The 24,341-nt window shown below is 46.1% G+C and carries 23 protein-coding genes and 1 tRNA gene; 3 read left to right on the forward strand and 21 right to left on the reverse strand.

The features are described 5' to 3' along the window. Positions 1-122 precede the first annotated feature (122 nt). The 10 genes from MAHAU_RS13400 to MAHAU_RS13445 all read right to left on the reverse strand — a co-directional run bounded on the left by MAHAU_RS13400 (position 123) and on the right by MAHAU_RS13445 (position 11,213). Positions 123-977: a sugar phosphate isomerase/epimerase family protein gene (locus MAHAU_RS13400; protein WP_013782261.1), complete on the reverse strand. Its 855-nt coding sequence runs from the start codon at positions 975-977 to the stop codon at positions 123-125. Beyond that, positions 974-2,407, reverse strand: a complete 1,434-nt coding sequence (locus MAHAU_RS13405) for an aldehyde dehydrogenase family protein (RefSeq protein ID WP_041644723.1) — start codon at positions 2,405-2,407, stop codon at positions 974-976. Before MAHAU_RS13405 ends, MAHAU_RS13400 begins: the two co-directional genes overlap by 4 nt. A gap of 55 nt (positions 2,408-2,462) precedes the next feature. After that, entirely contained in the window at positions 2,463-3,620 is a 1,158-nt protein-coding gene (locus tag MAHAU_RS13410; protein WP_013782263.1) for a UxaA family hydrolase, read from the reverse strand. Between the two features lie 3 nt (positions 3,621-3,623). After that, entirely contained in the window at positions 3,624-3,908 is a 285-nt protein-coding gene (locus MAHAU_RS13415; RefSeq protein ID WP_013782264.1) for a UxaA family hydrolase, read from the reverse strand. Positions 3,909-3,932: 24 nt separating this feature from the next. Next, the gene (locus MAHAU_RS13420; RefSeq protein WP_013782265.1) at positions 3,933-5,231 is read right to left on the reverse strand and encodes a nickel-dependent lactate racemase family protein; all 1,299 of its coding nucleotides are present in this window, start codon (positions 5,229-5,231) and stop codon (positions 3,933-3,935) included. Positions 5,232-5,244: 13 nt separating this feature from the next. After that, complete coding sequence (locus tag MAHAU_RS13425; protein WP_013782266.1) at positions 5,245-6,093, reverse strand: class II fructose-bisphosphate aldolase; 849 nt, start codon at positions 6,091-6,093, stop codon at positions 5,245-5,247. Positions 6,094-6,148: 55 nt separating this feature from the next. After that, complete coding sequence (locus MAHAU_RS13430; RefSeq protein WP_013782267.1) at positions 6,149-7,234, reverse strand: Gfo/Idh/MocA family protein; 1,086 nt, start codon at positions 7,232-7,234, stop codon at positions 6,149-6,151. Positions 7,235-7,458: 224 nt separating this feature from the next. Beyond that, entirely contained in the window at positions 7,459-8,493 is a 1,035-nt protein-coding gene (locus MAHAU_RS13435; protein ID WP_013782269.1) for a YeiH family protein, read from the reverse strand. 37 nt (positions 8,494-8,530) lie between these two features. Further along, positions 8,531-9,853 (reverse strand): alpha-glucosidase/alpha-galactosidase, encoded by a 1,323-nt coding sequence (gene melA / locus MAHAU_RS13440; protein ID WP_013782270.1) that lies wholly within the window; start codon positions 9,851-9,853, stop codon positions 8,531-8,533. Between the two features lie 142 nt (positions 9,854-9,995). Then, a complete protein-coding gene (locus tag MAHAU_RS13445) occupies positions 9,996-11,213 on the reverse strand; it encodes an ROK family protein (protein ID WP_013782271.1) in 1,218 nt (405 codons plus the stop codon). Between the two features lie 190 nt (positions 11,214-11,403). On the opposite strand from MAHAU_RS13445, the gene MAHAU_RS13450 reads away from it, so the two are divergent. From MAHAU_RS13450 to MAHAU_RS13460, 3 genes are all read left to right on the forward strand, one after another. Then, positions 11,404-12,138, forward strand: coding sequence for an ABC transporter ATP-binding protein (locus tag MAHAU_RS13450; protein ID WP_013782272.1), 735 nt, complete (start codon positions 11,404-11,406; stop codon positions 12,136-12,138). After that, positions 12,135-13,799, forward strand: a complete 1,665-nt coding sequence (locus MAHAU_RS13455; protein WP_013782273.1) for a putative ABC transporter permease subunit — start codon at positions 12,135-12,137, stop codon at positions 13,797-13,799. The genes MAHAU_RS13450 and MAHAU_RS13455 overlap by 4 nt, the downstream gene beginning before the upstream one ends. 95 nt (positions 13,800-13,894) lie before the next feature. Continuing rightward, on the forward strand, positions 13,895-15,220 hold the full coding sequence (locus MAHAU_RS13460; protein ID WP_013782274.1) for a tetratricopeptide repeat protein: 1,326 nt from the start codon (positions 13,895-13,897) through the stop codon (positions 15,218-15,220). 36 nt (positions 15,221-15,256) lie between these two features. Here MAHAU_RS13460 and MAHAU_RS13465 read toward each other — a convergent pair whose 3' ends face one another. The 11 genes from MAHAU_RS13465 to MAHAU_RS13515 all read right to left on the reverse strand — a co-directional run bounded on the left by MAHAU_RS13465 (position 15,257) and on the right by MAHAU_RS13515 (position 24,331). Next, positions 15,257-16,213, reverse strand: coding sequence for a 1-phosphofructokinase family hexose kinase (locus tag MAHAU_RS13465; protein WP_013782275.1), 957 nt, complete (start codon positions 16,211-16,213; stop codon positions 15,257-15,259). An 82-nt stretch (positions 16,214-16,295) separates the two neighbouring features. Next, a complete protein-coding gene (rbsK, locus tag MAHAU_RS13470; RefSeq protein ID WP_013782276.1) occupies positions 16,296-17,225 on the reverse strand; it encodes a ribokinase in 930 nt (309 codons plus the stop codon). Positions 17,226-17,297: 72 nt separating this feature from the next. Then, the gene (locus MAHAU_RS13475) at positions 17,298-18,452 is read right to left on the reverse strand and encodes a baeRF3 domain-containing protein (RefSeq protein WP_013782277.1); all 1,155 of its coding nucleotides are present in this window, start codon (positions 18,450-18,452) and stop codon (positions 17,298-17,300) included. Positions 18,453-18,480: 28 nt separating this feature from the next. Beyond that, positions 18,481-18,557 (reverse strand) — tRNA-Pro (locus tag MAHAU_RS13480). Positions 18,558-18,626: 69 nt separating this feature from the next. After that, positions 18,627-19,337: a DUF554 domain-containing protein gene (locus MAHAU_RS13485; RefSeq protein ID WP_013782278.1), complete on the reverse strand. Its 711-nt coding sequence runs from the start codon at positions 19,335-19,337 to the stop codon at positions 18,627-18,629. A 1-nt stretch (position 19,338) separates the two neighbouring features. Then, positions 19,339-19,878, reverse strand: coding sequence for a ribosome hibernation-promoting factor, HPF/YfiA family (hpf, locus tag MAHAU_RS13490; RefSeq protein WP_013782279.1), 540 nt, complete (start codon positions 19,876-19,878; stop codon positions 19,339-19,341). A gap of 65 nt (positions 19,879-19,943) precedes the next feature. Continuing rightward, positions 19,944-20,666 carry an amino acid ABC transporter ATP-binding protein gene (locus MAHAU_RS13495; protein WP_013782280.1) on the reverse strand — a complete coding sequence of 241 codons (723 nt, stop codon included), beginning with the start codon at positions 20,664-20,666 and terminating at the stop codon, positions 19,944-19,946. Positions 20,667-20,676: 10 nt separating this feature from the next. After that, on the reverse strand, positions 20,677-21,351 hold the full coding sequence (locus MAHAU_RS13500) for an amino acid ABC transporter permease (RefSeq protein ID WP_013782281.1): 675 nt from the start codon (positions 21,349-21,351) through the stop codon (positions 20,677-20,679). Between the two features lie 72 nt (positions 21,352-21,423). Next, positions 21,424-22,218, reverse strand: a complete 795-nt coding sequence (locus MAHAU_RS13505) for a basic amino acid ABC transporter substrate-binding protein (protein ID WP_013782282.1) — start codon at positions 22,216-22,218, stop codon at positions 21,424-21,426. A 610-nt stretch (positions 22,219-22,828) separates the two neighbouring features. Next, the gene (locus MAHAU_RS16245) at positions 22,829-23,116 is read right to left on the reverse strand and encodes a zinc-ribbon domain containing protein (protein ID WP_013782283.1); all 288 of its coding nucleotides are present in this window, start codon (positions 23,114-23,116) and stop codon (positions 22,829-22,831) included. Between the two features lie 195 nt (positions 23,117-23,311). Then, positions 23,312-24,331 carry a uroporphyrinogen decarboxylase family protein gene (locus MAHAU_RS13515; protein ID WP_013782284.1) on the reverse strand — a complete coding sequence of 340 codons (1,020 nt, stop codon included), beginning with the start codon at positions 24,329-24,331 and terminating at the stop codon, positions 23,312-23,314. Positions 24,332-24,341: the final 10 nt, after the last annotated feature.

A 24,341-nucleotide genomic window follows, 5' to 3' on the forward strand; every position in this document is an offset into this window, starting at 1 on the left:
CATCTCCAGCCTTTGAGATATATAATGCACGATATATCTCAATCCTTCTTAACAAAGATCTTTAAATCCCTCATATAGCATCCCCCCTTTTATCATACCTCTAAATACCTCTCTGGCGATTTTTAGATAAACTGCTCTAAATGGCGCTTAGCCATAATCAGCCCCTTTTCGACTTTTTCGATACTGCCCTCCCAAACGGGGTCCTCATGTTCTATGCTTATAACATGATCATAACCCTCTTGCTCCAGCGCGTCTATGAAACTGCACCAATCTACCAGGCCGCGTCCCGGTATACGATAACGCCACCAACCTTGGCTGTATATGCCATATTTTTTCAGCTTCTCTTCCATTATCTCGGTATCTTTGGCATGTGCATGGTATATGCGCTTGCCAAAATCATGGACGGCCTTTATATAATCGATGCCCTGCCACACCAAATGAGAAGGGTCAAAATTCAGCCCCCATGCTGGCGATGGAATTATACTGAACATTTCCTCCCATACCTGAGGGAGCGCTCCTATATTGTATCCGCCCGCATAACAATTCTCTATAGCTATCTTGACGCCGTGTTTTTCAGCAAAATCCACAAGCGGCGGCCATTCCTCCTTAAACCGTTCAAGATTTTCTTCTATGGAAACAGACTGATCTCTACCTACAAAAGCGCTGACTACTGGCCCATCAAGATGTTTTGCCGCCAAGACCATCTTTTTCATGTATTCGTGGCTTTCCTCGCGCACTTTCTTATCCGGATGCAGATGCTGTGCGCCGTATAGGAGCGATGATATGCGCACGCCGTAACGCTCCTCCAGCTCCATTACCTCTTTGACCTTGCCCTCCGCCAATTCAGCTATATTCAAATGCTTGACCTCGGGCCGAGCGCTGATCTCCAACGCTTTGAAACCATTATCGCGGGCAAACTTTATAACCGACGCTAAATCCATATCTTTTAACGAACCGCTCACAAATCCTATCTTCACGGTTTCCTACCTCCTCCTATATCGAAGCATACCAGCTTCATATCGGTCATCTCCTCGACGGCATAGCGCGGCCCCTCGCGGCCTATGCCGCTGAGTTTTACCCCGCCGTAAGGCATGGCGTCTATCCTGAACGACGGCGCCTCGTTTATCATGATGCCGCCGACGTCAATCCCTTCTATAGCCTGCCATACATCGTCCAACCTGTTGGTGAATACGCCGGCCTGCAAGCCGTAAGTCGTGCTGTTGGCCAATTCTACGGCGTGTTCCATATCCCGGCATGGCGCAACGGCTACCAGCGGCCCGAAAACCTCTTTATCCCATACTTTCATACCAGGGGTCACATCGGCCAACACTGTGGGCGACAACAACGCTCCGCTGCGTTTAACCGGCATCATGCATCGGGCACCAGCTACAACGGCCTCCTGTATCCATTGCTCCACGCGCCGCGCCTCGGTTTCGGTTATCATCGGCCCCATATCCACCGATTCATCCAGCGGATCGCCTATATTCATCGCACCTATCATGGGAACCAACTTATCTATGAATTTATCATACGCCTTCTCATGGACGATGACGCGCTGCACCGATATGCACACCTGACCGGCATTGGCATAACCGGCCACACGCACTTTGCGCGCCACGGCATCTATATCGGCGTCATCCATGGCTATAACGCACGAACTTGAGCCCAACTCCATAGTCAACTTTTTTAGCCCGGCTATGTGCATGATATGCTCTCCCACCTCGGGGCTGCCTGTAAACGTAACCATATTGACCGCCGGATGGGCCACCAGGGCATCGCCCACGGCAGAGCCGCTACCGATGATAAGGTTTATGCCCTCGGGCGGCAATCCCGCCTCCAGCAATGCCTCGACCAGCATGGTATCAGCCAACGGCGTAGCGCTGGCCGGCTTTAGTATCACCGCATTGCCCGCCGCCAGTGCCGGTGCAACTTTATGCGCAGCCAGATTAAGCGGCGCATTGAACGGCGTTATAGCCAACACTATGCCTACGGGCACGCGCATATAGTAGCCGCGCTTGTTCTCGGCGCCAGCCGTAGCGTCAAAGGGCACGGTCTGCCCGTATATGCGCTTGGCCTCCTCGGCGGCTATGGTTATTGTCTGTATGGCTCGGTCGACTTCATTTTGCGACTCGCGCAGCGGCTTGCCAACCTCTTTGGTCAGCGTCAATGCAAATTCATCGAACCTCCGCTGCATAATACGCGCAGTGTTTAGCAATATCTCCGAGCGGTGCGCAGCCGACAGACGCCTCATCTGCTCTGCACCACGTCGTGCGCTATTCGCTGCTCTCTCTACATACGTAACATCGGCATATGAAACAGTATCTATTAACGAGCCATCATACGGGCTCTTCACCTCCAAATGCTCGGGCGTATCGGTCCATCGGCCTTCTATCCATATCTTCTTCATGATGAGATCGGGCCGGCAATTGCGGCACCGGCCCGCGCCTCCTTTCATACACGGGTTATGCGCTGCGATAAAGCTTGGTAAGCACGAATTCCTTGTGCCCCAGCACCTCTGCCGCCGTCAAACGGCCGTTTATTGTCCTCACTAGCATATCCCACAGATCGTCGCCGGCTTGTTCCAGCGTCTTCTCCAACGTCAACACTTTGCTCACATCAACATCTATATGCTCCGACATTGTGGACACCGTCTTCGGATTGCCGCATATTTTTATGACCGGTATAACAGGGTTGCCTATGGTATTACCCTGGCCGGTCGGGAACAAATGCACTACCGAGCCGGCTGCGGCAAACAGCGTCACAGCTTCGGCAGCGGCTGACGATGTATCCATGAAATACAGCCCTTTGCCTGAAGGCGCTTCGGCCTCATCGAGCACGCCGTCTACCATTGCCCTACCTATCTTCTGTATATTGCCCATGGCCTTCTCTTCTATAGTGCTCAGGCCGCCGGCGATATTGCCTTTTGTGGGCTGCGAGCCCAATAGATCTACACCTTGACTTTTTATGAGGTTGGCATAATCTTCAAAGAACTCCATAAACAGCTTGCGCGCCTCGGGGGTCTTCATGCGATCGGCCACGATATTCTCCCCGCCCGTTAATTCGGTCGTTTCACCGAACATTACCGTGGCATTTACGGCTACCATGCGCTCTACTACTTTACCTACCGTGGGATTGGCCGCCATACCGGAAGTAGTATCTGATTCTCCGCACTTTATGCTCATGACCAATTCAGATATATCCACCTCTTCGCGCACCATCTCGGAGGCTTTATGGACGAAGTCCTTGGCCGCCCATGATGCCCTCTCTATGGTATTGAGATCGCCATGTTTCTCTATAGCAAAAGCTTCAACAGGCTTACCGGTTTTGGCTATGCCGTCGGCTATCAGGTTGGTCCACTCCGGCTCTATCCCTATGACCACCGCAGCCGCTATGTTTGGATTGCAGCCCGTACCTATCATGGTGCGGAAGAACAGTTCCAAATCCTCGCCGAATTGCAAACGGCCATACGGATGTGGCAGCGGCAGCGTGCCTTGTATAACCTTGGCCACAGCCTCCGTGGCTGCGTTGGATATATCGTCTACCGATATTATGGCCACATGATTCCTGACGCCTACAGCATTATTGGGCCTTCTATAGGCCATAAATTTTGTATTGTTCATCTGTTACCACCTCGCGCTCTTAATATTGTGTGTATGAACATGCTCGCCTTTAGCGATAGGTTGCCTGGTCAGCCCTATCTGCACGCCGTATTTTATGACCGGCTGCCCCGTTTCGAAGTCCTTCAAAGCGATCTTGTGGCCTAACGGCACATCGTTTAAGGCCTTGATCTCCACGACCATGCTATGATCCTCCATGGCCACGCCCTTTACCGTCTCTCCTGCCGAAATGTCGGCTACCGCAACCCCTACGCTGTCTTTGGGGTCATGTATCAAAAATTTGTGCTCCATAATGGAATGATACCTCCTGTGAAATTAATATTTTTTCGGTAGTATACCTATACCCTGCGGTACGACTATGACCGAAGGGTTCAAGATGCCGGCGTTGCGGCATTGCTCTACTGCTTCATCCACGGCTGTCTGCGCCGTGGGACTGGGTATAAAGAACAGATCACGCGCCGTTTTTTCATCCAGATCGGATACAAGAAATGTTTTGAATTTATCCAGGCTACGCGCCAGAAGAAACGCTTTGTGAGCGCCTAATATAAATCCTTCTCTTTGAAAGCGGTCCAGTACGTCGCGCGGCGATGACGCTTCGTGCATCCATTGCATGAACAGCCCCTCTCCTACGCCGTCAGAGCAACGCGCTAATAATACGGCGACGCCGCCGGGTTTGAGCATTGGATCTATATGCGCCAACGCCTTCTGCGCCTGATACATATTTATATCCTTGGGATGCCCGCCGCATGAAACTATCGCTATGTCAGCCGGTTCGTCGAAGTAAACGACCGAGGCGTCGGCGGCAAACCGCACGCCTTCTTTATACGCCTCCGAATATGTGCCGGCGAACGCCTTAAGCACGAGTTTTTGCGTATCCAGCACCACGTTTAACATAAAATCCGTACCTATAAAGCCAAAGCCTTCTTCTATATCCTCCCTGACCGGATTGCCTTCAAAGATGCCCATTTTGGCCGACGGTCGAACCAGCAGGGAATGATTGTGCGATATTGTTTGCTCACTGCCAAGCCCTATGAATACGCTTTTAGCACCGCCGGAGAAGCCGGCCAATTGATGGGCCTCTATCATGCCGGTGATTATGCGCAGATCCGCCCTCACATAATTGCTATCTATATGTACTTCCGTTCCATATGAAGTAGTGCCGACGTAAGTCGTCTCCGACTTCCCGGCTTCATGCGCCACCACCCTGATGCCTTTTATAATGGCAGGGTTGACGATGCGCGCCATCTCATCTTCATACGGCTGCCTATGCTTGCCGCAAGCTATAAGTATGGCCATGTTGTCGCGCCGTACGCCGACGGTTTCAAGGCGGCTTATAATCGACTTTAATATGGCGTCATTGGGCACACCGCGCGTAGCATCGCTCACTACTATAACCGCGTTAAGCTCGGACACGTTTTTGCCTAGGTCTGAAGCCCTTTGCTCGACGACGCTCTCCAAAACATCTCCAAGCGGATGATTCAGCGCATCTTCGACGGGCTCGGCGGCATTGTCTGCCGCCGCCCCGGCTTCGGGCCTGTACAGTACGCTCGTGCGGCATATATCGGGTATATCTATGTCGGATGTGCCTTCGCCATATGGTAATGAAATCCTCATGTTATCCCTTCTTCTATGCCTTGCCGCTGCTGCCCGTCAGCCGCAGCTTGTCTACGGCCAAACGTTTTACGGCAAGCATGCCTTCCGTGATGTACTCCATTGGGAAATCATTTTTCGGTCTTTCGGACAGGCTTTGCTTTATACCGGATAAGAATGCCCTGTTAAACTCGGTGGCGATATTCACCTTGGTTATTCCGGCCTTTATAGCCTTCACCAGATCCTCGTCGCTTATGCCGGTGGAGCCGTGCATCACAAGCGGTATGGATGCGCGCCGTCTGATTTCCCGTATGAGCGGTATGTCTATACGCGCTTCCTTGACTGGCATCTTATGCATATTCCCGACGGATACGGCGACGGAATCGACGCCTGAGGCTTCGATGAATTTAACCACTTCATCCGGATCGGACAACGCCGTCGGCGTATAACCCGTCGTTTCATTATAAATCGTGACAGCACCCACCTCACCCTCGACCGGTATGCCGCACGCATGGGCCATCTTCGCTACCTCGGCCGCCAAACGCGCGTTTTCATCCAGCGGCAGCGATGAGCCGTCGAACATCAACGATGTGAAACCCGCCCTCAGGCAACGTATATTCTGCCCCAAATCATGGCTGTGATCAAGGTGTATGGCAATAGGCACAGAAACCCCCCTTGCCAAGGCTGCTACGTATGGCATAAATACTTCTGGGGATATGAAGTCCAGATAGCGCTGCCCGAATTGCAGTATAAGCGGCGCGCGTTCCTGCTCGGCAGCCTGTATGAGCGGCAATGCCATCTCCAGGCAATTAACGTTGAATGCCCCTATACCATAACCTTCTTCCATGGCCTTTCGAAACATAGTTTGAGTTGTAACCAGCGACATTATTTTTTCTCCCATCAATTTTATCTATAACGATATTACATGTTATAGTTTGCCATTAGGATAAACCCATACTAGCCATGACATCGGGTTGTTCCTCGTATATTTCCCGCAACGTAACCGATCGTCCCTCGGCAGCCGACTTTATTGCGGCCAGTGACGTGGCAAGTGCTATATAACCGTCGCTGCCCACGCGTTGAGGTGAACCATCACCTTCTATGGCTTTAAGAAGTTTTTTTAATAAGGTTATCTGAGGATCTATGATTTCCTCAGTTTCTGGATCGAGAAGGGGTATATCTTCTACCCGGTTTCCGTCCAACTTGCATCGTACCTCACCATTTCCGAATGGCTCAATCGTTTCAAGCAATCCTTTCGGTCCCACCATCTCGCATTGCAGGCTGCCGTTCACAGTGGGCGGTAGACCCCAACACAACGTAACGGCCCCTACATCCGACGACTCGAATTGTATGATTATGGCGGCGGTATCAGGCGCTTTATGCTCTATATGGGCTATCTCGGGCCTGTCCTGAGAAAAAGTAAAGTCCTTTGCAGCCACGCTTACCGGATCGGATTGGAAATACCATCGCATTAGGTCTGTGAAGTGACATAACATATCCACCATGGGGCCGCCGTTGCCGTATTGCGCGTCATGCATGGCCGGTTTGGGCCTTATGGAGCGGATATCGGCGAAACGTGCCATGATCGGCCGGCCTAGCAGACCGTCGTCTATGGCATGCTTAATCTTGCGAAACCCCCCTATGTTATGATATTGAAATCCCATGGCCAATTGGACGTTATTGTCCTGTGCGGTTTTGATCATATCCCCCGCTACCGCCAGGGAAAGCGCCATCGGTTTTTCGCTTATTACATGCTTGCCGCGCCGCATAGCGTATATGCTGATCTCGGGATGAAGATATGCCGGAGTGCACACCGTCACTATATCGGCATCGGCTTTATCGATGGCCTCTCTATAGTGGAGGTACTTCGCTTTATATCCGAATTCTTGCATGAAGTTGTCGGCGCGTTCCTGCAAAATATCGCATACGGCCACCAGTTCGACATTATCCATCTTAGACCATGCATTACTGTATGCGCGGCCGCGATCTCCCGCCCCTATAACTGCTATTTTATAGGCATTACCCATATGATAAACCTCCTCACAAAATACTTATCTTTTATCTTTAACGATATTTTAAATCAAAGCTTCGTATTTGTCAACAATCTATAATGACTATTTCTTCATCCGGATCGCCCCTCCTGTATATCCTTTCTCTTCTAAGATAAGCCATAAAGTCTTTCTCGAGAGGATATCCGTCGGCCATAAACGTCCTATTAAGGATATTGTCTATGGCAACAGTTTTATAGACGTTACAATCCACCTAGCTTTATTAATGCCAAGCTGGTCGCCGCCATGATTATGGCAGCTCCTAATCCTAGGTAAAATGCCTTAAACCCCATTGCCCTGATTCCCTTAAAGTCCGTATTCAAACCGACACCGGCCATAGCCATCACGATGAGGAATTTTGATACAGTCTTTATCATCCCCGTCCATTCGGTCGAAAAAACGCCCCATGTGTTGAGCAATGCCATGGCCAAGAAACCCAATATGAACCATGGGAACGCAGCCACTATGTTGACGTTTCTGGAAGCGGTTTCTCCTTTTGATTTTCTGAAGGAAAAAGCCATGATGAGCATTACAGGCGCTAAAAATATGGTACGGGTCAGCTTAACCACAGTGGCCATCTCTCCCGCTTGCTCTCCGTATAGAAATCCAGCAGCCACTACTTGCGAAGTCTCATTTATAGCAGTACCGGCCCACATTCCGAATGTTTTCTGAGAAAGATCCAACAAATCGCCCACAATAGGATATATAAATATAGCCAGTATGCCGAACACGGTTATGGTGGCCACTGCAAAACTGATATCCTGCTCGTCGGCATCAATAGCAGGGGCCGTAGCTACTATGGCGGTAGTACCGCATATCGATGTACCGACGCCTATTAGCGCCGCCAGTTTCGCCGGTATATGGAACCGCTTGCCCAAATACAGCGTTAACAGCAATGCCAGTGTGATACATGCTACTATGATCCATATCGAGGCCGCGCCCACCTTAAGTACATCGAAAAAGTTTAGGCTGACACCTAAAAGAATGATGCCGAGCTTCAATACGGTTTTGGCCGAAAAGCGTATGCCTGGAATAAGCATCCGCGGCAGCTTAAAAGCGTTCCCTATAACCATACCCAATATTATAGCCACTATGACATCGCTCAGCGGCGGATAAAGTGAATTTATAAATCTGGAGGGAATAGCGATTAATATAACGATCAGTATCCCCGGCAGCATGCCGATGTATTTCGATGCACCGTCATGCGTGTTTGTTTTAATATTTGTACTGTTACTCATTCGAGACAACTCACTTTCTTTCCATTCTTACTTATTATTAGCTAAAAAGCTTGAATTCGGGGAGCCAGCCTTGGTTCGCTTCCATCATCTCATCGCATAGAGATATTATATCGTCCATCGATAGTTCGGCGCCGGTATGCGGGTCAAGCATAGCGGCCTGATACACCTTCTCCTTATCTTTCGACATCACCGCCTCAATGGTCATTAAATGCATGTTTATGCTGTTGCGGTTGAGCGCCGCCAATTGCTCCGGCAATTCTCCGACATAACATGGATTGACGCCGCTCCCATCCACAAGACAAGGCACCTCGACACACGCTTTATTCGGAAGGTTTTCGATAAGACCTCCATTATTCGATACATTGCCAGCAATCTCGCACACTTCATTGGTTTCCATAGCGTTAATTATCTGCGATGCATACTCGTTGGAAGGCTCATGTTCGACGTTTTTATTGCTGGTCAGCTCATCGCGCATCTGCGCCCACTTTGCCAGCCTGTCTGCGTAATTCTTGGGATGCTGGTCCAGCGATATGTTGAACTTCTCAATCAATTCAGGATACCTGTTTTTGATGAAATATGGATTGTATTCGGCATTGTGTATGGATGATTCGGTAACGTAATAACCAAAACGCCGCATTATTTCAAAGCGCACCATATCATTATGTTTGCCCATTTGTTGCTTTATATCTGCGCGATGCCTTATCTCGGGATATAGATCCTCTCCGTGCTTATCGGCCACCTCTAGCAGCCAGGCCATATGGTTTATACCCGCGATTTTCCATTTGATGCCTTCCAATTCATCCTCCATACCGAGGGTTTTTAAAAGTCCGGGCACGCATGCCTGCACGCTGTGACATAACCCTACGGTTTTAACGCTGGTGGCGCGCTGCACATAACCGGTCACTATAGACATCGGGTTGGTGTAATTGAGCAAACACGCATCCGGGCAAACTTCCTCAATGTCCCGGGCAAATTCCTGCATAACTTTAATAGTACGAAGGCCACGGAATAACCCACCTATGCCGGACGTATCGCCGATAGTCTGCCTTAAACCGTACCTGTTCGGAATAACGAAATCGTTCATATATATTTTTTCTTTTGCACCGACATATATGGCATTGATGACATAATTCGCATCCTTGAGCGCCTCTTTACGGTCGGCGTAGGCTTTTATGCTGACGCCGCTGTTGTACCTTTCTTTCAAGTTGCACAAAATTTTGTATGAGTCGCTCAGCCTTTCTTCATCAATGTCAAACAAGGCGAACTCCGAATCCTGCAACGATGGAACGAGCATGCAGTCCCCCAATACATTTTTTGCAAAAACCGTACTTCCTGCTCCTAGGAATGTGATCTTAGACACAATTTCCCTCACCTTTCTACATTGTTTCTTAAATATTATAGATAGATTCAATTGCACTTTTGTCTTTAACGATATTTTAATACGTTTTACCAGCTAAGTCAAGGTTAGGGCTAATTAATCTATGGATAACGATAAATTTCGTTTATATCGGTGCGTCAAAAAAACCGAATTCCTGTTGCATAATCAATGTAGCGGCTCCCAACGCTCCCAAATCCTCGCCCCATTGGGAATATTCTATTTTCAAGTCCTGAAGATTCAAGGATAGAGCATACCTTCGTATGGATTCCCACAACATTTCAATAAATATGTCCTCCGTCTTCGAGATATCTCCCCATATAACTATCTTACCGGGGTTTAATATATTTATAGCAGCCGCCAAGGCATATCCCAGATATGTTGCGGTTTCCTCCAATAATTCCATAGCATCATCGTATCCCATTTTCACAGCCTGTACAAATATATCCATATCGATGGCGTCCGGATCTTCCGCCATGGCGCTGAGCTGTGCAAAACGGCCTACTTTTATACCTTCTCTTATTTTGGACAAGATCGCATCGTTGGACGCCTCCATATCCAAGCAACCTATTTTGCCGCAATAGCACCGCCGATTGCTGTTGGGCAAAGCAAAATGAGCAATTTCACCGGCATTATTGTTCTTGCCAAGATAAAGCTGATCATTTAGCATACACGCCATACCTATGCCTGAACGAATGCAAAGAAATAAAAAGTCCTCGGCCTCACCGTACGGTTTCAGCCATTTATGAGCCAAAGCCATAACCTTGGTGTTATTCTCTATATATGCGGGTATATCGAATGTTTTTTCTATTTCATCTTTTATATGTATATTGGACCATCCATGAATATGGCCATATTCGATGGAAATCCCCGCCTGTTTGTTTATTTGCCCCGGAACACCTATGCCTATGCCGAATACCTTGCTTGCAGCACTGCCTAAAAAGTCTAGCATTTCTTTTATAACACCTTTAAGGGATTGCAATATGGCCGCCGAGTTACTATCGGGCTCTATATCCGTTTTATTGTCGTATATTTTTTCGCCGGTTAAATTTAATATAACGCTGAATATACGCCTGGAATAAAACTCTATGCCGACGAAATAGCCGCCGTCGGGATTTACAGCTAACCAAATGGGTCTTCGTCCCCCTTGGGACTCACCTATACCAGACTCTACAATAAGCCCTTGTTTCAATAATTCATCTATACCCTTTAATACGGTACTCATTCCATATTTGCTGATGATTTTTACTTCTGAGCGCGATATATTTTCATGATTGCGGATAATATTAAGTATGCGATTGTATTTATTACGTTTTCGCAATTCTATGTTATAACCCTTCGCCATTTTTATCTCCTAAGTAATTCTTAATTTTTTATAAAAGCTTATCGCTTTATGGATATTGTATATCCGATAATGCGTTCCGTCAATAACGATATTATAGTACAAGCCCATATCTGTTTCTTTTCAAATTGGCAGAGATGTGGTAATATATTTATGGTAATAACAGCTAATAATCAAAGCGGAGGATATAGCGTTGATTGAAATAACAGGGGTTTCAAAGGTCTATAACAGGAGCGGAATAAAGGCCGTGGATGGTTTGAATCTCACTGTGCAATCCGGAGAGATATTTGGTTTCATTGGTCCGAATGGAGCTGGCAAGACTACTACCATAAAGATGATGGTGGGCTTATTGGAACCTACTGCTGGTTCTATAAAGATAGACGGATATGATATACGTTCGAATGCCATAGAAGCAAAGCGCCGTATCGCTTATGTACCTGATAATCCCGACGTATACGAAAAGTTGCGCGGTATAGAATACCTAAACTTCATAGCCGATGTATATGACGTTCCGATAGAGCACCGCCAACAGCGTATAAGTTATCTATTGGACACATTTGAAATGAGCGATGCCGTAGGTGACCTCATACAGAGCTATTCCCATGGCATGAGACAGAAAATCGTACTAATAGGGGCCTTACTGCATGATCCGTCGGTATGGATACTAGATGAGCCTATGGTGGGATTGGATCCGCACTCGTCATTCCAACTGAAGGAGATGATGAGGCGACATTGCGACGAGGGCCACACGGTCTTTTTTTCAACGCACGTACTGGAGGTAGCCGAAAGATTGTGCGACCGCATAGGTATTATAAATAAAGGGCGCCTGGTAGCATGTGGTACGTTGGATGAGTTGCGCCATGGCCAGATGGATGAATCTCTGGAGCAATTATTCTTGCAGCTCACGGAAGAAGGCGCAGTGCAGTGAACAGGTCTTTTATATCGCTGGTTAAAACCCTCATTAATGTGCAGTACGGTATATCGGCTTTCAAAGACAAATACACAAAAGAGAAGGACAAACTATGGCAGCCTATACTGGTTGGTTTACTGATGCTCTTGGGCTTTGGGATACTGTTCAGCTTCTATACAACCATACTCATGGGCATTATGCAAGCGGGGCTGACCATAGGTCAAACAGAACTTGTGTTGGTTATATCCGTTATAATTGTCCAGATTGTAGAGTTGATTACAGGCATTTTTACAGTTATGAGCGCTTTTTATTTTGCACAGGACTTATCTATATTAATACCCATACCATTTAAACCATGGCAAATAGTAGGAGCCAAGTTCATAGGCGTTATGCTTAGCGAATATGTCCTTACCATCCCGCTTATACTGCCCGCCGTAATAATTTATGCCACTTATATAAATATAGGAGTAATGTATTGGATATCATCCGTAATAATAATGCTCACGGCGCCACTTTTACCACTGGCCATAGCATCTCTGATAGTGATGGTATTGATGAGATTCATAAGTGCCACTAAGGGCAAGGAGTTTTTTACTGCACTAGGAACGGTCTTCGGTGTGATTATCAGCATAGGTATGCAAGTAATTATTAATAGAACAAACAATATGGGAACTGATAGCATGGAGGATATGCTAAACGGCAGCATGGATCTTGTACGCACTTTAAGCTCGGCATTCCCACCGGCGTCATGGGCTGTAAATGCGATGATCTCGGAAGGCATGCTTGCAGTCGGCTACATGGCACTATTCTTAGGAATATCGTCGTTGGTGCTAGCAGGCGTACTGGCTCTGTCTGAGACCGTATTCTACAAGTCGGTACTAGCGAGCTCGGAAGTGTCAGGTCGACGACAACGGTTAGATCGGCACCAATTGAGCAGAGCTTTTGGCAAAAAGAGGAGTCATACTATGGCTCTCTTTATGAAAGAGTGGAAATTATTCTGGCGCACGCCGTTATTTGTAACCAACGGCCTTATGCCTTTCCTTATCATACCCGCAGCCTTTCTCATCCCTTTTATGACATCTCAGGATATGAGCGGGATAACGACTTTACTCGATGTGCCGAGAGGATCGCTTGTATTCAATCTCGCAATTGTAGGTATATTGCTGTTTGTCGCCGCTAGTAATCCTTTAACTTATACAACCTTTAGCAGGGAAGGTCGCACTTTTTGGATGTCGCTTGCACTGCCCGTGGATATAAAAGAACAGGTAAATGCAAAGCTTCTGAATTGTGTGGCTATAATAGGTGTTTTTTTAGTGTTTATCATATGTGCTCTATCGTTTATATTTCACAGGAGCATGGTCGATGCTGCGATAATGATACTTATAGCGGCACCCGGTATATTCGCGATGGCATGTGTCTCTATGACACTGGACGCTCGAATGCCGAGGTTGGATTGGAATACGCCGCAGGAGCTGTTTAAAAACAATTCAGCCGCCGGTTTTACGTTTATACTTATGTTCGTCCCGTTGTTCGCACTGGTTATAGCGGCTATACTGTTGGTCATAAGCGGGCTAAGCGATACATTCGTGTATATAATATTGGCTGCTATTATGATAGGCATGGCGGTATTTGCATATAATCTTTTGACGGATGCAGCACGCCGGCTTTATAAAGCATAACTATTCAATTAACCCCATTTTTTACGCTTGCCTCTATATAAGATATGTGGTAGACTTATAGACAGGTATATATTAAGGATATATTGAGGGTATATATGTTTAAGAAGATATGTTTGATAATGATTACGGCAACATTATTTTTGCCGATATTTATAAAGCCCGCAATTGTATATGCAGCACCGCTTATAACCGATAATGAAAGCGACGAAGCACGGGTAATGCCTTCATCTGCAATATCGCTGTTGTCATTGAAAGCCACTGTCGATGTTGGGATAAATAACTCCGATGTTTCATTGCAATATGTTATAAAAAATAACAGCGATAAGCCTGTTCATATAACAATGGGATACCTCGAAAATGTTGCAAAAGTATATGACTTTTCAAGGGGCAAGGATATATATATAAACGGCCAGTTGCCTAAAGGTAATCAGGTGGTCAAACTCGGAACAGGCGAGTATACGGGTTTGCGCTGGATGACTTGGCCTGTCGATATAAAGGCCAATCAGACATTGGTAATAAAAGGCACATTGTCACTGCATAATAAGCTGCTCAACGATGGGACACAGGTCATGGATTTCCCGCTTAAGTCGATGGCATTATGGGATGGGGCTGTCAAACAGATAGAATTAACCTTCCGTTTTCCACAGCCTATGATATACGCTATGGACCCCACGCCCAAACCAACGCCTACCAAAATAAGCGACGAGGGCAATCTTGTATGGCGTTACAGCAATGTGGAACCGCCAGAGGATATAATCGTGCATTTTAAGCCTACCGAATTCATCGCAACAGAAAGGCTGAGGTTATCCGGCAATAAGCAACTCCAATCCATCGCCCAGTTCTACAACAACGACGATTACGTCAACGTCATAAATGCAGGCGAAAGGTATCTTTCGGTCAAGCCATCAGCGCAATATGAGCCGCTGGTGCAATTACTGCTGGCGCGCTCGTATACCGAGCTGTTGCAATCTGACAAAGCCATAGAACTCTATAACCGCCTGCTGTCCAGCAATAAGCTGGGCGACCTTGCCGTGACCGTCAAGCAGCAAGCATTGTTTTATAAATATACAGCCGCACAGCAACAAAACGATGTGGGGGAGCAGCAAGATGTGCTCGATAGAATAGGAAGTCTCGACGACGAGGAATCCACGCCGGCTTTCAAATCATGGGCCGCCGAGCAGAAAATTAATATTCAAGCCGTCGCCATAGTAAAAGAAGCCGAGAAAAGGGCTGCTGAACAAGCCGCCCGAAAGGCTGCTCAGCGCAAAAGATTCAGTCTTGATCGCCCCATCAATATAGACGGCTACAATATAGCGCTGAAATATATACTGGCGGCTGCGTTTATAATAGTCATCATTATAATAACACTTATATTGAGGAGCAAGCGTAAAAAACGCAGGAAACGCATGCCGCGCTGGTAGGGAGCTAGATGGCAAGGGCAGTACCTCCTGCCATTTTCACCCTTTATAAGACAAATAAACCGACGTCATGTCAGTTATGACTACTTCCTTGTATAAGTCCATAGCAAATTCTTTTGGAAATACTTCAGTCCCTTCTGTGGTGACCGCCGCGGCCCCGCAAGCCATAGCATACCGAAATGCTTCTATAGGATCACCGTAGAGGTCATACGAATATATAAAGCCCCCCATCATGGAGTCTCCTGCTCCGACGGTACTTTTCACATTCACTTTTAAGGCATCGGCCTTCAATATCATTTCACGTGATATCAGTGCGGCACCGTTTGCACCCATGGATAACAAAATCCATTTTATATGGAATCGTTCTCTTATAGAAATAGCGGCTCGGATTATATCTTCTAAAGATGATGAATTTATGCCAAACGTTGCTTTTAATTCGTCTATATTAGGCTTAACAAGGAAAGGCTGATATTTTACGCCTTCCAGCAACATTTCACCAGTAGCATCGATCACAATTTTATTATGATCGCCTATTTGAGCCAGATATTCGCCAAATAGACCCGGATAATTCCCATTATACATACTGCCACTAAAAACTATATATTTGGAAGCCATCTCATATTTTTTTATTATTACTTTTAATTTTTCAACGTCTTCTTGGGTTATGGAAAATCCAGATTCATTGAATTCGGTGGTTTGATGTCTGCTCAAATCTATAATCTTGGTGTTTGTCCTGGTATCTCCTTCCACCAATACAAAATCGTATTTTATGCCGTACATCCGGAAGAAATCCTCAAAAAATTGCTTATTTTTTGTTCCCAAATATCCTATAGCCGTAGTATCTCCATCGAAGACGCGAATAAGCTTGGATACGTTTATGCCCTTGCCCCCAACATCCATACGTCTGACTTTCACTTTATGGATTTCTCCCGGTTTAAACTCATCCACTATAATGGTTTGGTCTATCGCCGGATTTAATGTAACAGTTGTAATCATACCAATTTCACCTATATTTTATAAGCCCTCATCCACGCATCGATCAAATAAATATTCAATCCCCAAATGTATGTATAGTAGTTTATTTTGTATGCTTAGCCAAAAACTCCTCCACTTCTTTCGCAGTAGGCGAAGCGCTCTGAGCGCCGATGCGCATAACCGATATGGCGGCCACAGCATTGGCGTAGTCGGTGGCTCTGTCCATATCCATACCTTGAGCCAACGCATAGCATAACCCACCTATAAAGGCATCGCCGGCTCCTGTGGAATCCACTGCCTTTACTTCGTAAGCCGGCTTATGTTTTATGCCACTGCCGGAATTATAGATCATACCCTTGCTGCCAAGCGTTATTATAGCGTTTTTTACGCCCATGTCTGTCAACATGGTCACCATCTTGTCATAATCAGAACGCTGCTTGACCTCCATATCCAATAACTGCTGCGCTTCTAACTCATTGGGCACGAGTACATCTATATCGTGGTAGAACTCATCATCCAGAGTTGCTGCGGGAGCAGGATTCAATACCACCATGGTATCTGACTTTTTAGCCACGCTAGCCGCCCATACGACGGTCTCCAATGGTATTTCCAGTTGCATGAGCAGTATGCGTGCCCTCTTTATCATGCCTTCATAATGCTTCATCTGATCTATGGTGCATTGGCCATTGGCTCCGGCATATAATATTATGGTGTTTTGGCCTTTAAATACATTTATGAATGCCAAGCCAGTGCTAACACCGTCTAATTCGGATATGCCACCGGTACCGACATGATTGTCAATCAAATTAGCTATAAGTTGCCGGCCGTATTCGTCCTTGCCGACACATCCCATAAAGGATACATTGCCGCCCAATCGGCCTATGGCCACAGCCTGGTTATCTCCCTTACCGCCCGGCGACGTATAGAATGCCTTGCCCCTTATAGTTTCACCGGGATATGGATTTCTATCGGTCTCTATTATAAGATCCATATTAAGACTGCCTAGTACCAAAACATCTATATCTTTGTCCATATTTTCTCCTTATAAAAATTTATTGGGGCAAAGCACTAAGTACTCGCCCCGATATTTAAAAGCTGAACAGCTTTACATTTTGTATTTAAATATAGCAGCTACACCTGTATCACTAGGCATTTCCTCTTTTGGAAGCACCACTATATTACCTTTATTTCTAAAAACCATCTCTCCTAAATCGTCCAATACATCATCGACCAGTGGGCCTGCTGAATTGCCCTCCTTTATTTCTCCGCTCAAGGGATCAACTTTGCCTAACACTACTCTGTCTTCCTCTATAAGTATCGTATCAATATTAAATTGAAAAGCAGCCTTTGCGACTTTTGCTATATCGTCGGAGCCCAAATCCTTGGCTTTAGCCTCCCCAAATCTTTCTACAAGTTTTTTTATTTTTTCCCTATACAGCGGCTCAATGGCGCTCCAAACCTTCTTTTTTAAATCTTCTTTAGTGAGCGCAGTATAATCGACCTTAACCGCTTCTTCTATTAAGAACGGATTGCGGCTTATCTCCTTAAATAGGCTGTAGTACTCAGGCAATGCTACAACTAACAACGGCAGCTGGGCTTGACGCGAATACTTTTCATAGACCAACTTATCGATAAAGCGGAAGAATTTTTCTGTATCTTCCTTTATCATTTCGCTCTTATCATCGTAACCATAGAATATCGTGCTTCCAGCGGTGCTGGCCCGTGGCCTAGGCGCTATGAGCGCCTCCTTATCCTCTATACCCAATGCCTCTTCAATTGTCCTAGGCGTACCCGGTTCAAATTGAACCTCTTCAAATCCATACATATTCCCTTCATACAGCATGAATTCCTTTCGGTTTAAGCCCAGCACATGGTAGCGATCCGCTGATTGAAAAATCCTTATCAATGGCTTAATGTGGAAGCTATCGGCTGCTATAGCCAGCTCTTTGACCGGCCTCTGAAGCTTATATACTACGCATTGGCCCTCTGCTGCTAATACAGCCAGCCCATCATACATATTAACCCAGAACATTTCATCATCGGCAAGGGCATATAAAGGCTCCATTATAGAAGTTATTTCTTTTTTCGGATATTTTTGTTTTAATGAATCTTCGATATCTTTGATAAGGTTTTTATATCTGATAAGATTCTGTTTGTTTTCCGGCCTATATCGAACGGTCGGCTCATAAATAGAGATAAACGGAGGTTCTTTTGCTTTCAAAATTGCATGTGGAAAATTATTAGCGATTTCGTATAGCATTATAATTCCTCCCTTCTTTTTACATAAGTGGTCGGGGTGGAGGGATTTGAACCCGCGGCCCCATGCTCCCAAAGCATGTGCGCTACCAAGCTGCGCTACACCCCGATATTTTATATTATAATTATAACATCGATTTGCCATAAATTCAAGCACGTCTTCATGGGCTATACAGCCTTACAGCATTCGGCGTATCAATTCATATATAAGCGGTAGGAATATGGCCGGCAACAGATTGCCTATCTTTATGCGCTTTATATCCAGCAAGCTTATGCCTATGCCCATTATGAGAACGCCGCCTATCGACGACATGGCCTCTATAACCGGAGGTGTAAGTATGCCTTTCAACGCCGCAGCCGACAGCGTTATAGCCCCTTGGTATATAAATACCGGAATAGCAGCAAATGCCACGCCTATGCCGAGGCTGGAAGAAAATATGACCGCCGTAATGCCGTCCAATATAGATTTCGCAAATAGCGTCTGATGATTGCCTGATAAACCGCTCTCCAATGAACCCATAATGGCCATGGCCCCCACGCAATACACTAAGCTGGCCGTCACAAATGCCTGCGCAAATGTTCCTTCACCGGCAAATCTTGACTGCAACTTAGCAGCCATGCTGTCTAGCCTTTGCTCTATCTTGAGCCATTCGCCCACAATGCCCCCTATTACCAGGCTTATCACCATCATAAGCATAGGGTCTACGCCCAATACCTTTGGATCTATGCCAGTAAATCTGAGGGCACCAGATATGCCTATGATTACAACGGCCATACCCACGGCTTGCATAACGACATCTTTGTATTTGTCCGGCAGTCCACCTTTTATAAATTTGCCCAAAAATGCCCCGGCCACTATGGCCAGGGCATTAACTACTGTACCCATCATATCAAGCGTAATCCGGCTCTATCAACCCATAGCCTCCGTCTCTTCTCCTGTATACCACATTTATCTCTTCGGTTTCGGCATTATTAAACACGAAGAAATCGTGGCCCAACAATTCCATCTGGGTTATGGCTTCTTCTATAGACATCGGTTTTAACGCAAATCTTTTAGTCCTCACCACATCGTGCTGTTCTGATTCTTCGGATTCTGTTTCTATGTCGAATAGGAGTTCATCAGACTTAAAAGCGCCCTCTTTTATGCGTTTTTCCAGCTTGGTCTTATGTTTATGGATCTGGCGTTCCAGCTTTTGCAGCACGCGCTCTATGGATGTGTACATATCATCGGAATAGTCCTCCGCGCGCAGTATGCTACCGTTGAGCGGTATGGTAATCTCAACTATATGGCGATTTTTCTCTACAGACATGACCACGCGGACCTCGGTATCCTCATCGAAATATCTGTCAAATTTGCCTAACTTTTTATCTACTATGGCACGCAACGCATCGGTAATAGGTATATTCTTGCCGCTGATGATTATACGCATAGTCATCATCCTCCTTTGATTCTTTGTAACTATATTTTATACTATAATACAGCATTATTCAAGCATTACAGTACTTTACCCAGGAAAACCTTGGTTCTTTCATTCTTAGGATTAGAGAATATCTGAGCCGGCGCGCCTTCCTCAGCTATGATACCGGCATCCATGAACAGCACGCGGTCGCTAACCTCCCGGGCAAAACCCATCTCATGGCTTACGACCACCATAGTCATGCCATCCTTGGCAAGCTGTTTCATGACATCGAGCACCTCTCCCACCATTTCCGGATCCAATGCGGAGGTAGGCTCGTCGAACAGCATGACGTCAGGATCCATAGCCAAAGCTCGAGCTATGGCCACACGCTGCTTCTGCCCGCCCGAAAGCTGAGCCGGGTATGCTTCAGCTTTATCGTTTAGCCCCACCCTCGCCAATAGTTGCCGTGCTCTGGCGTATACAGCTTCTTTATCCAGCTTTTTGACCTTCATAGGGGCTAATGCCACATTATCTATCACCTTAAGATGGGGAAAAAGGTTAAACTGCTGAAATACCATGCCCACTTTCTGCCGCAGCTTGTTTATATCCTTCTTATGCTCCATAACCGACACGCCTTCTATATATATCTCACCTGACGTAGGCTCCTCAAGCAGATTTATACAACGCAAAAACGTGCTTTTACCCGAACCGCTAGGGCCTATTATACATATCACTTCACCTTTATCGACCCTTGTGTTTATACCCTTTAATACCTCGAGTTTACCGAAATTTTTATGTAGCTCCACTGTCTCTATCATCGTCTGGCCGTCACTGCTCACTTATTCTCATCCTCCTTTCAACCTTGCGGAATATAAACGATATGAGGTTTGTCAACACAAGATATATGGCTGCTGCCGTAAGCAGCGGAGTATATGGATCAAACGTTATGCCGCGTATAATATCCGCGCCTTTTGTCAAATCATCCAGCGCTATGAAACCTGATACCGATGTTTCTTTAAGCAGCGTTATGAATTCGTTTACCAATGCCGGCAATATATTTCTGAATGCCTGTGGCATTATTACGTGGCGCATAGCCATGCCGTACGTCATGCCCAGTGACCTAGCCGCTTCCATTTGGCCTTTATCCACAGCCTGTATACCGGCTCTTACTATCTCGGCTACATAACCGCCGCTGTTTATGCCAAAGGCCACTATCGCTATCATTAGCTTAGGTACCGCCGTACTACCGAATATTATATAATATATGATCATGAGTTGCACCACGGTAGGCGTACCCCTTATAATCTCGACATACGTCGAAGCCAATACATTAAATATTTTATTTTTAGATATTTTGCCCAGCGCCATCACAACGCCTATGATCATGCCTAAAGCGGCCGCCGCCAGCGCTATTATGACGGTGGTTTCAAGGCCATTAAGCATATACATATAACGATCATCGCGTATAAAGTTTCTGTATATGGCATTATAAAGCCCGTCCAATAAAAACCCTCCTTTACAGTGAAATAGCCAGCGATCAACGGACCGCCAGCTATTTCTCGCTTCTATGTGTGGTTACTCCGATCTATAATCGGATATATATTTTTTGAATATCTCCTCCAGCTTACCACTGTCTTTTAACTCTTTCAAAGTATCGTTTATGGTTTGAAGTAGCTCCGTATCGCCCTTTCTCACCGCTATAGCGTATTCTTCCGGAGGTGCCGCCGGCTCATCGAGCAGCTTTATCTCAGGATTAAGATCGGCCAAGGCCATAGATGTATAATTATCCAATACGACGGCATCCACGCGTTTATTCTTGAGATCCAGCACGGCATCGGCACCCTTTTTATAAGTCGTTAGCTTCACATCCTTATAAGGGCTATTCTCCCTGAAAAGGTCTGTTCCGGTTGTACCTTCCTGAGTACCTATCCTCTTGCCGTTTAAGTCCTCCGCAGTCTTTATTGTATCGTTATCCTTCAACACTATGATGGCCTGCACAGCTTTTAAGTACGTATCGCTAAAGTCCGCTTCTTCCTGTCTATCGGGCCTTATCGTGTAGCCTGCCGCTATAAAATCCACCTTGCCGCTCTTCAATGCCGACGGCAGGGCCTCGAAATCCATATCCTCTATTTTAAGCTTTACTCCAAGCTTATCGGCTATGGCTTGAGCTATCTCGGCGTCGATACCCACAATAGCATCGCCCTGGCGCATCTCAAACGGTGGGAATGCCGCGTTTGTGCCCATTATCACCTGGCCGTCATCTTTTATGCGCTTCATAGTATCGATATTGCCGCTGCAACCGACCGCCATCGCTGCAATCAGCAATGTGGTTACCAACGTAAATATAATTTTAAGGGGTTTTTTAACCATCTCTCCAGCTCCTCATTCAGTAATATCAAGCATAATTATACGTTATAATGAATGGAAAATCAAATTGAATTTATAAGCGATCTTCGATTCGTAATATAACAAATTCAGCGCGTGCAATGATATAAAGCCTCCGCCCACTCATGAAATATTGCTGGCGTACTTACGATTCGTTTGGCTTGAGCAAGCTAACGCCGGCAATTCGCGTCCATGCTCAGTGCCGGCTGGTCGGGCGTCCATGCCCGACCTACGCTTGCTCTACGCTGCACTCATTGAGTACGCCTACGCAATATTTCAAGGCGTTCTCCAGCTTTATATCATTTGCATCGCTTTATATCGCTCGTTTCAGTAATATATTACGAATTGCAGATAAGCGATATGTGTATATAAAAACTGTGGATAATGTGTATAACTCTGTTGATAATACTGGTTTTCGCCCTTTAAATTGTGGATAACCATGTGCATGGAGGAAAAATGTCAACTAAATGCGATTTTATTTACATATTATAGTAGTTATATAAGAAAAAATTTAAAGGCCATGCTTTTCAGCATGGCCTTGTAGACCAAATCAACCCTCTGTCTTAAATGGGATACCATTAAGCTCGGGGATTACCTATCTGCGCGCTTGGTAACAATCACTGCAGTAAACTGGTCTATCGTTTCTCGGTTCAAATGGAACCTTGGTAGGTGCGCCGCACGCTGCGCATACTGCATCGTACATCTGACGTGGCTGCCTCGATGACATGCCGCCTCTTCTGCTAGCTTTCCTAGCATCTCTGCATTCCTTGCATCTAGCGGGTTCGTTTTGGAAACCCCTTTCAGCATAGAATTCCTGCTCGCCGGCTGTGAACACGAACTCGCGGCCACAATCCTTACACACTAATACCTTGTCTTCATACATGGAATAAATCCCCTCGCTTATAAGTTTTTACTACGCGACTTCATCGCGTATGATTCATTATACAACCATTATCCCCAAAAAGCAATAGGTTTATTAAAAATTTTAAAAATTTTTTGTGGTCAATAGTTACTAATATTTTCATGCCATCTGTCACAAGTAGCAAAAGTTCTAGTCACTCGTACACTTTGTCCGCTATCATGGTTTATGCTCCAAAGCATATCTCATCATCGCTCTGAGATTTTCGGGAGGCGTCCTCGGCGATACTTCACAGCCGGCACCCACTATATGATACCTGCCGCATACCTTATGGCAATAGGCAGCAGCCTTATGCACATCATCGGGTGTACCGTTTAGCAGATCGTCTATGGTGGATACATTGCCCAGAATCACTCTATCCGGCCCTAATATTTGACGAGCTGTCTCGAGATCCACAGGAAAGTCCAATTCATATATATCGACCGGCAACTCTTTCATTTTCACTATCAGATCATTTGTATTGCCGCACATATGCAACCTGCTTATAGCACCGTATTCCTTTATAGCCGACAACACCATTCGCTGCGCCGGCCATAAAAACTTTTCATACAATGCTGGCCCTATCAACGATGCCGCGGCATCGCTCATGCCTATCGTATTGGCGCCAGCTTCCACCTGGGCTTTGGCATACACCATCGCTGTCCTAGCGGTAAAATCAAATAACTCGAGCACAAAATCCGGATCATCTATAAAATCTATCATTATATTGTTTATACCTCTCAGCTCGGCTGCCAATGCCAGCGGACCTTCTACCCAACCGACTATACTTAATCGATCGCCCATCTCTTCCTTCATCTTCTGGATAGCTATAATGCGATCATTCATACGGCCTTTATTCCAAGGGTCCGGAATCTTAAATTCTTTAAGGCGACTTTTATTGGATAAAGCAGCTCTCTCCTCATCTATGGCCGGAGGCTGGTCATAAAACCATTTTACGCTGTCCTCTCCTGCTATATCGATGAGTTCACGGGCTGGATCGGAGCATGCGAGGAGCACATCCAAGTCATAATCCACAGCCGTCTTCATCTGAGCTTGAGCCATTTTAAGGCCATCTTTACAATACTCGCCGTATGGTATGCCTGCATATTTTGCGGCGAACATCATCACCATGGGTTGGATCGGCAAATGATCGCACTCTAGGCCTTCTACAATAGCTTTCGCCCTTTCTTTACCAGTCACGATACATACC

This window comes from Mahella australiensis 50-1 BON (genome assembly GCF_000213255.1).
Classification (GTDB): Bacteria; Bacillota; Clostridia; order Mahellales; family Mahellaceae; genus Mahella; species Mahella australiensis.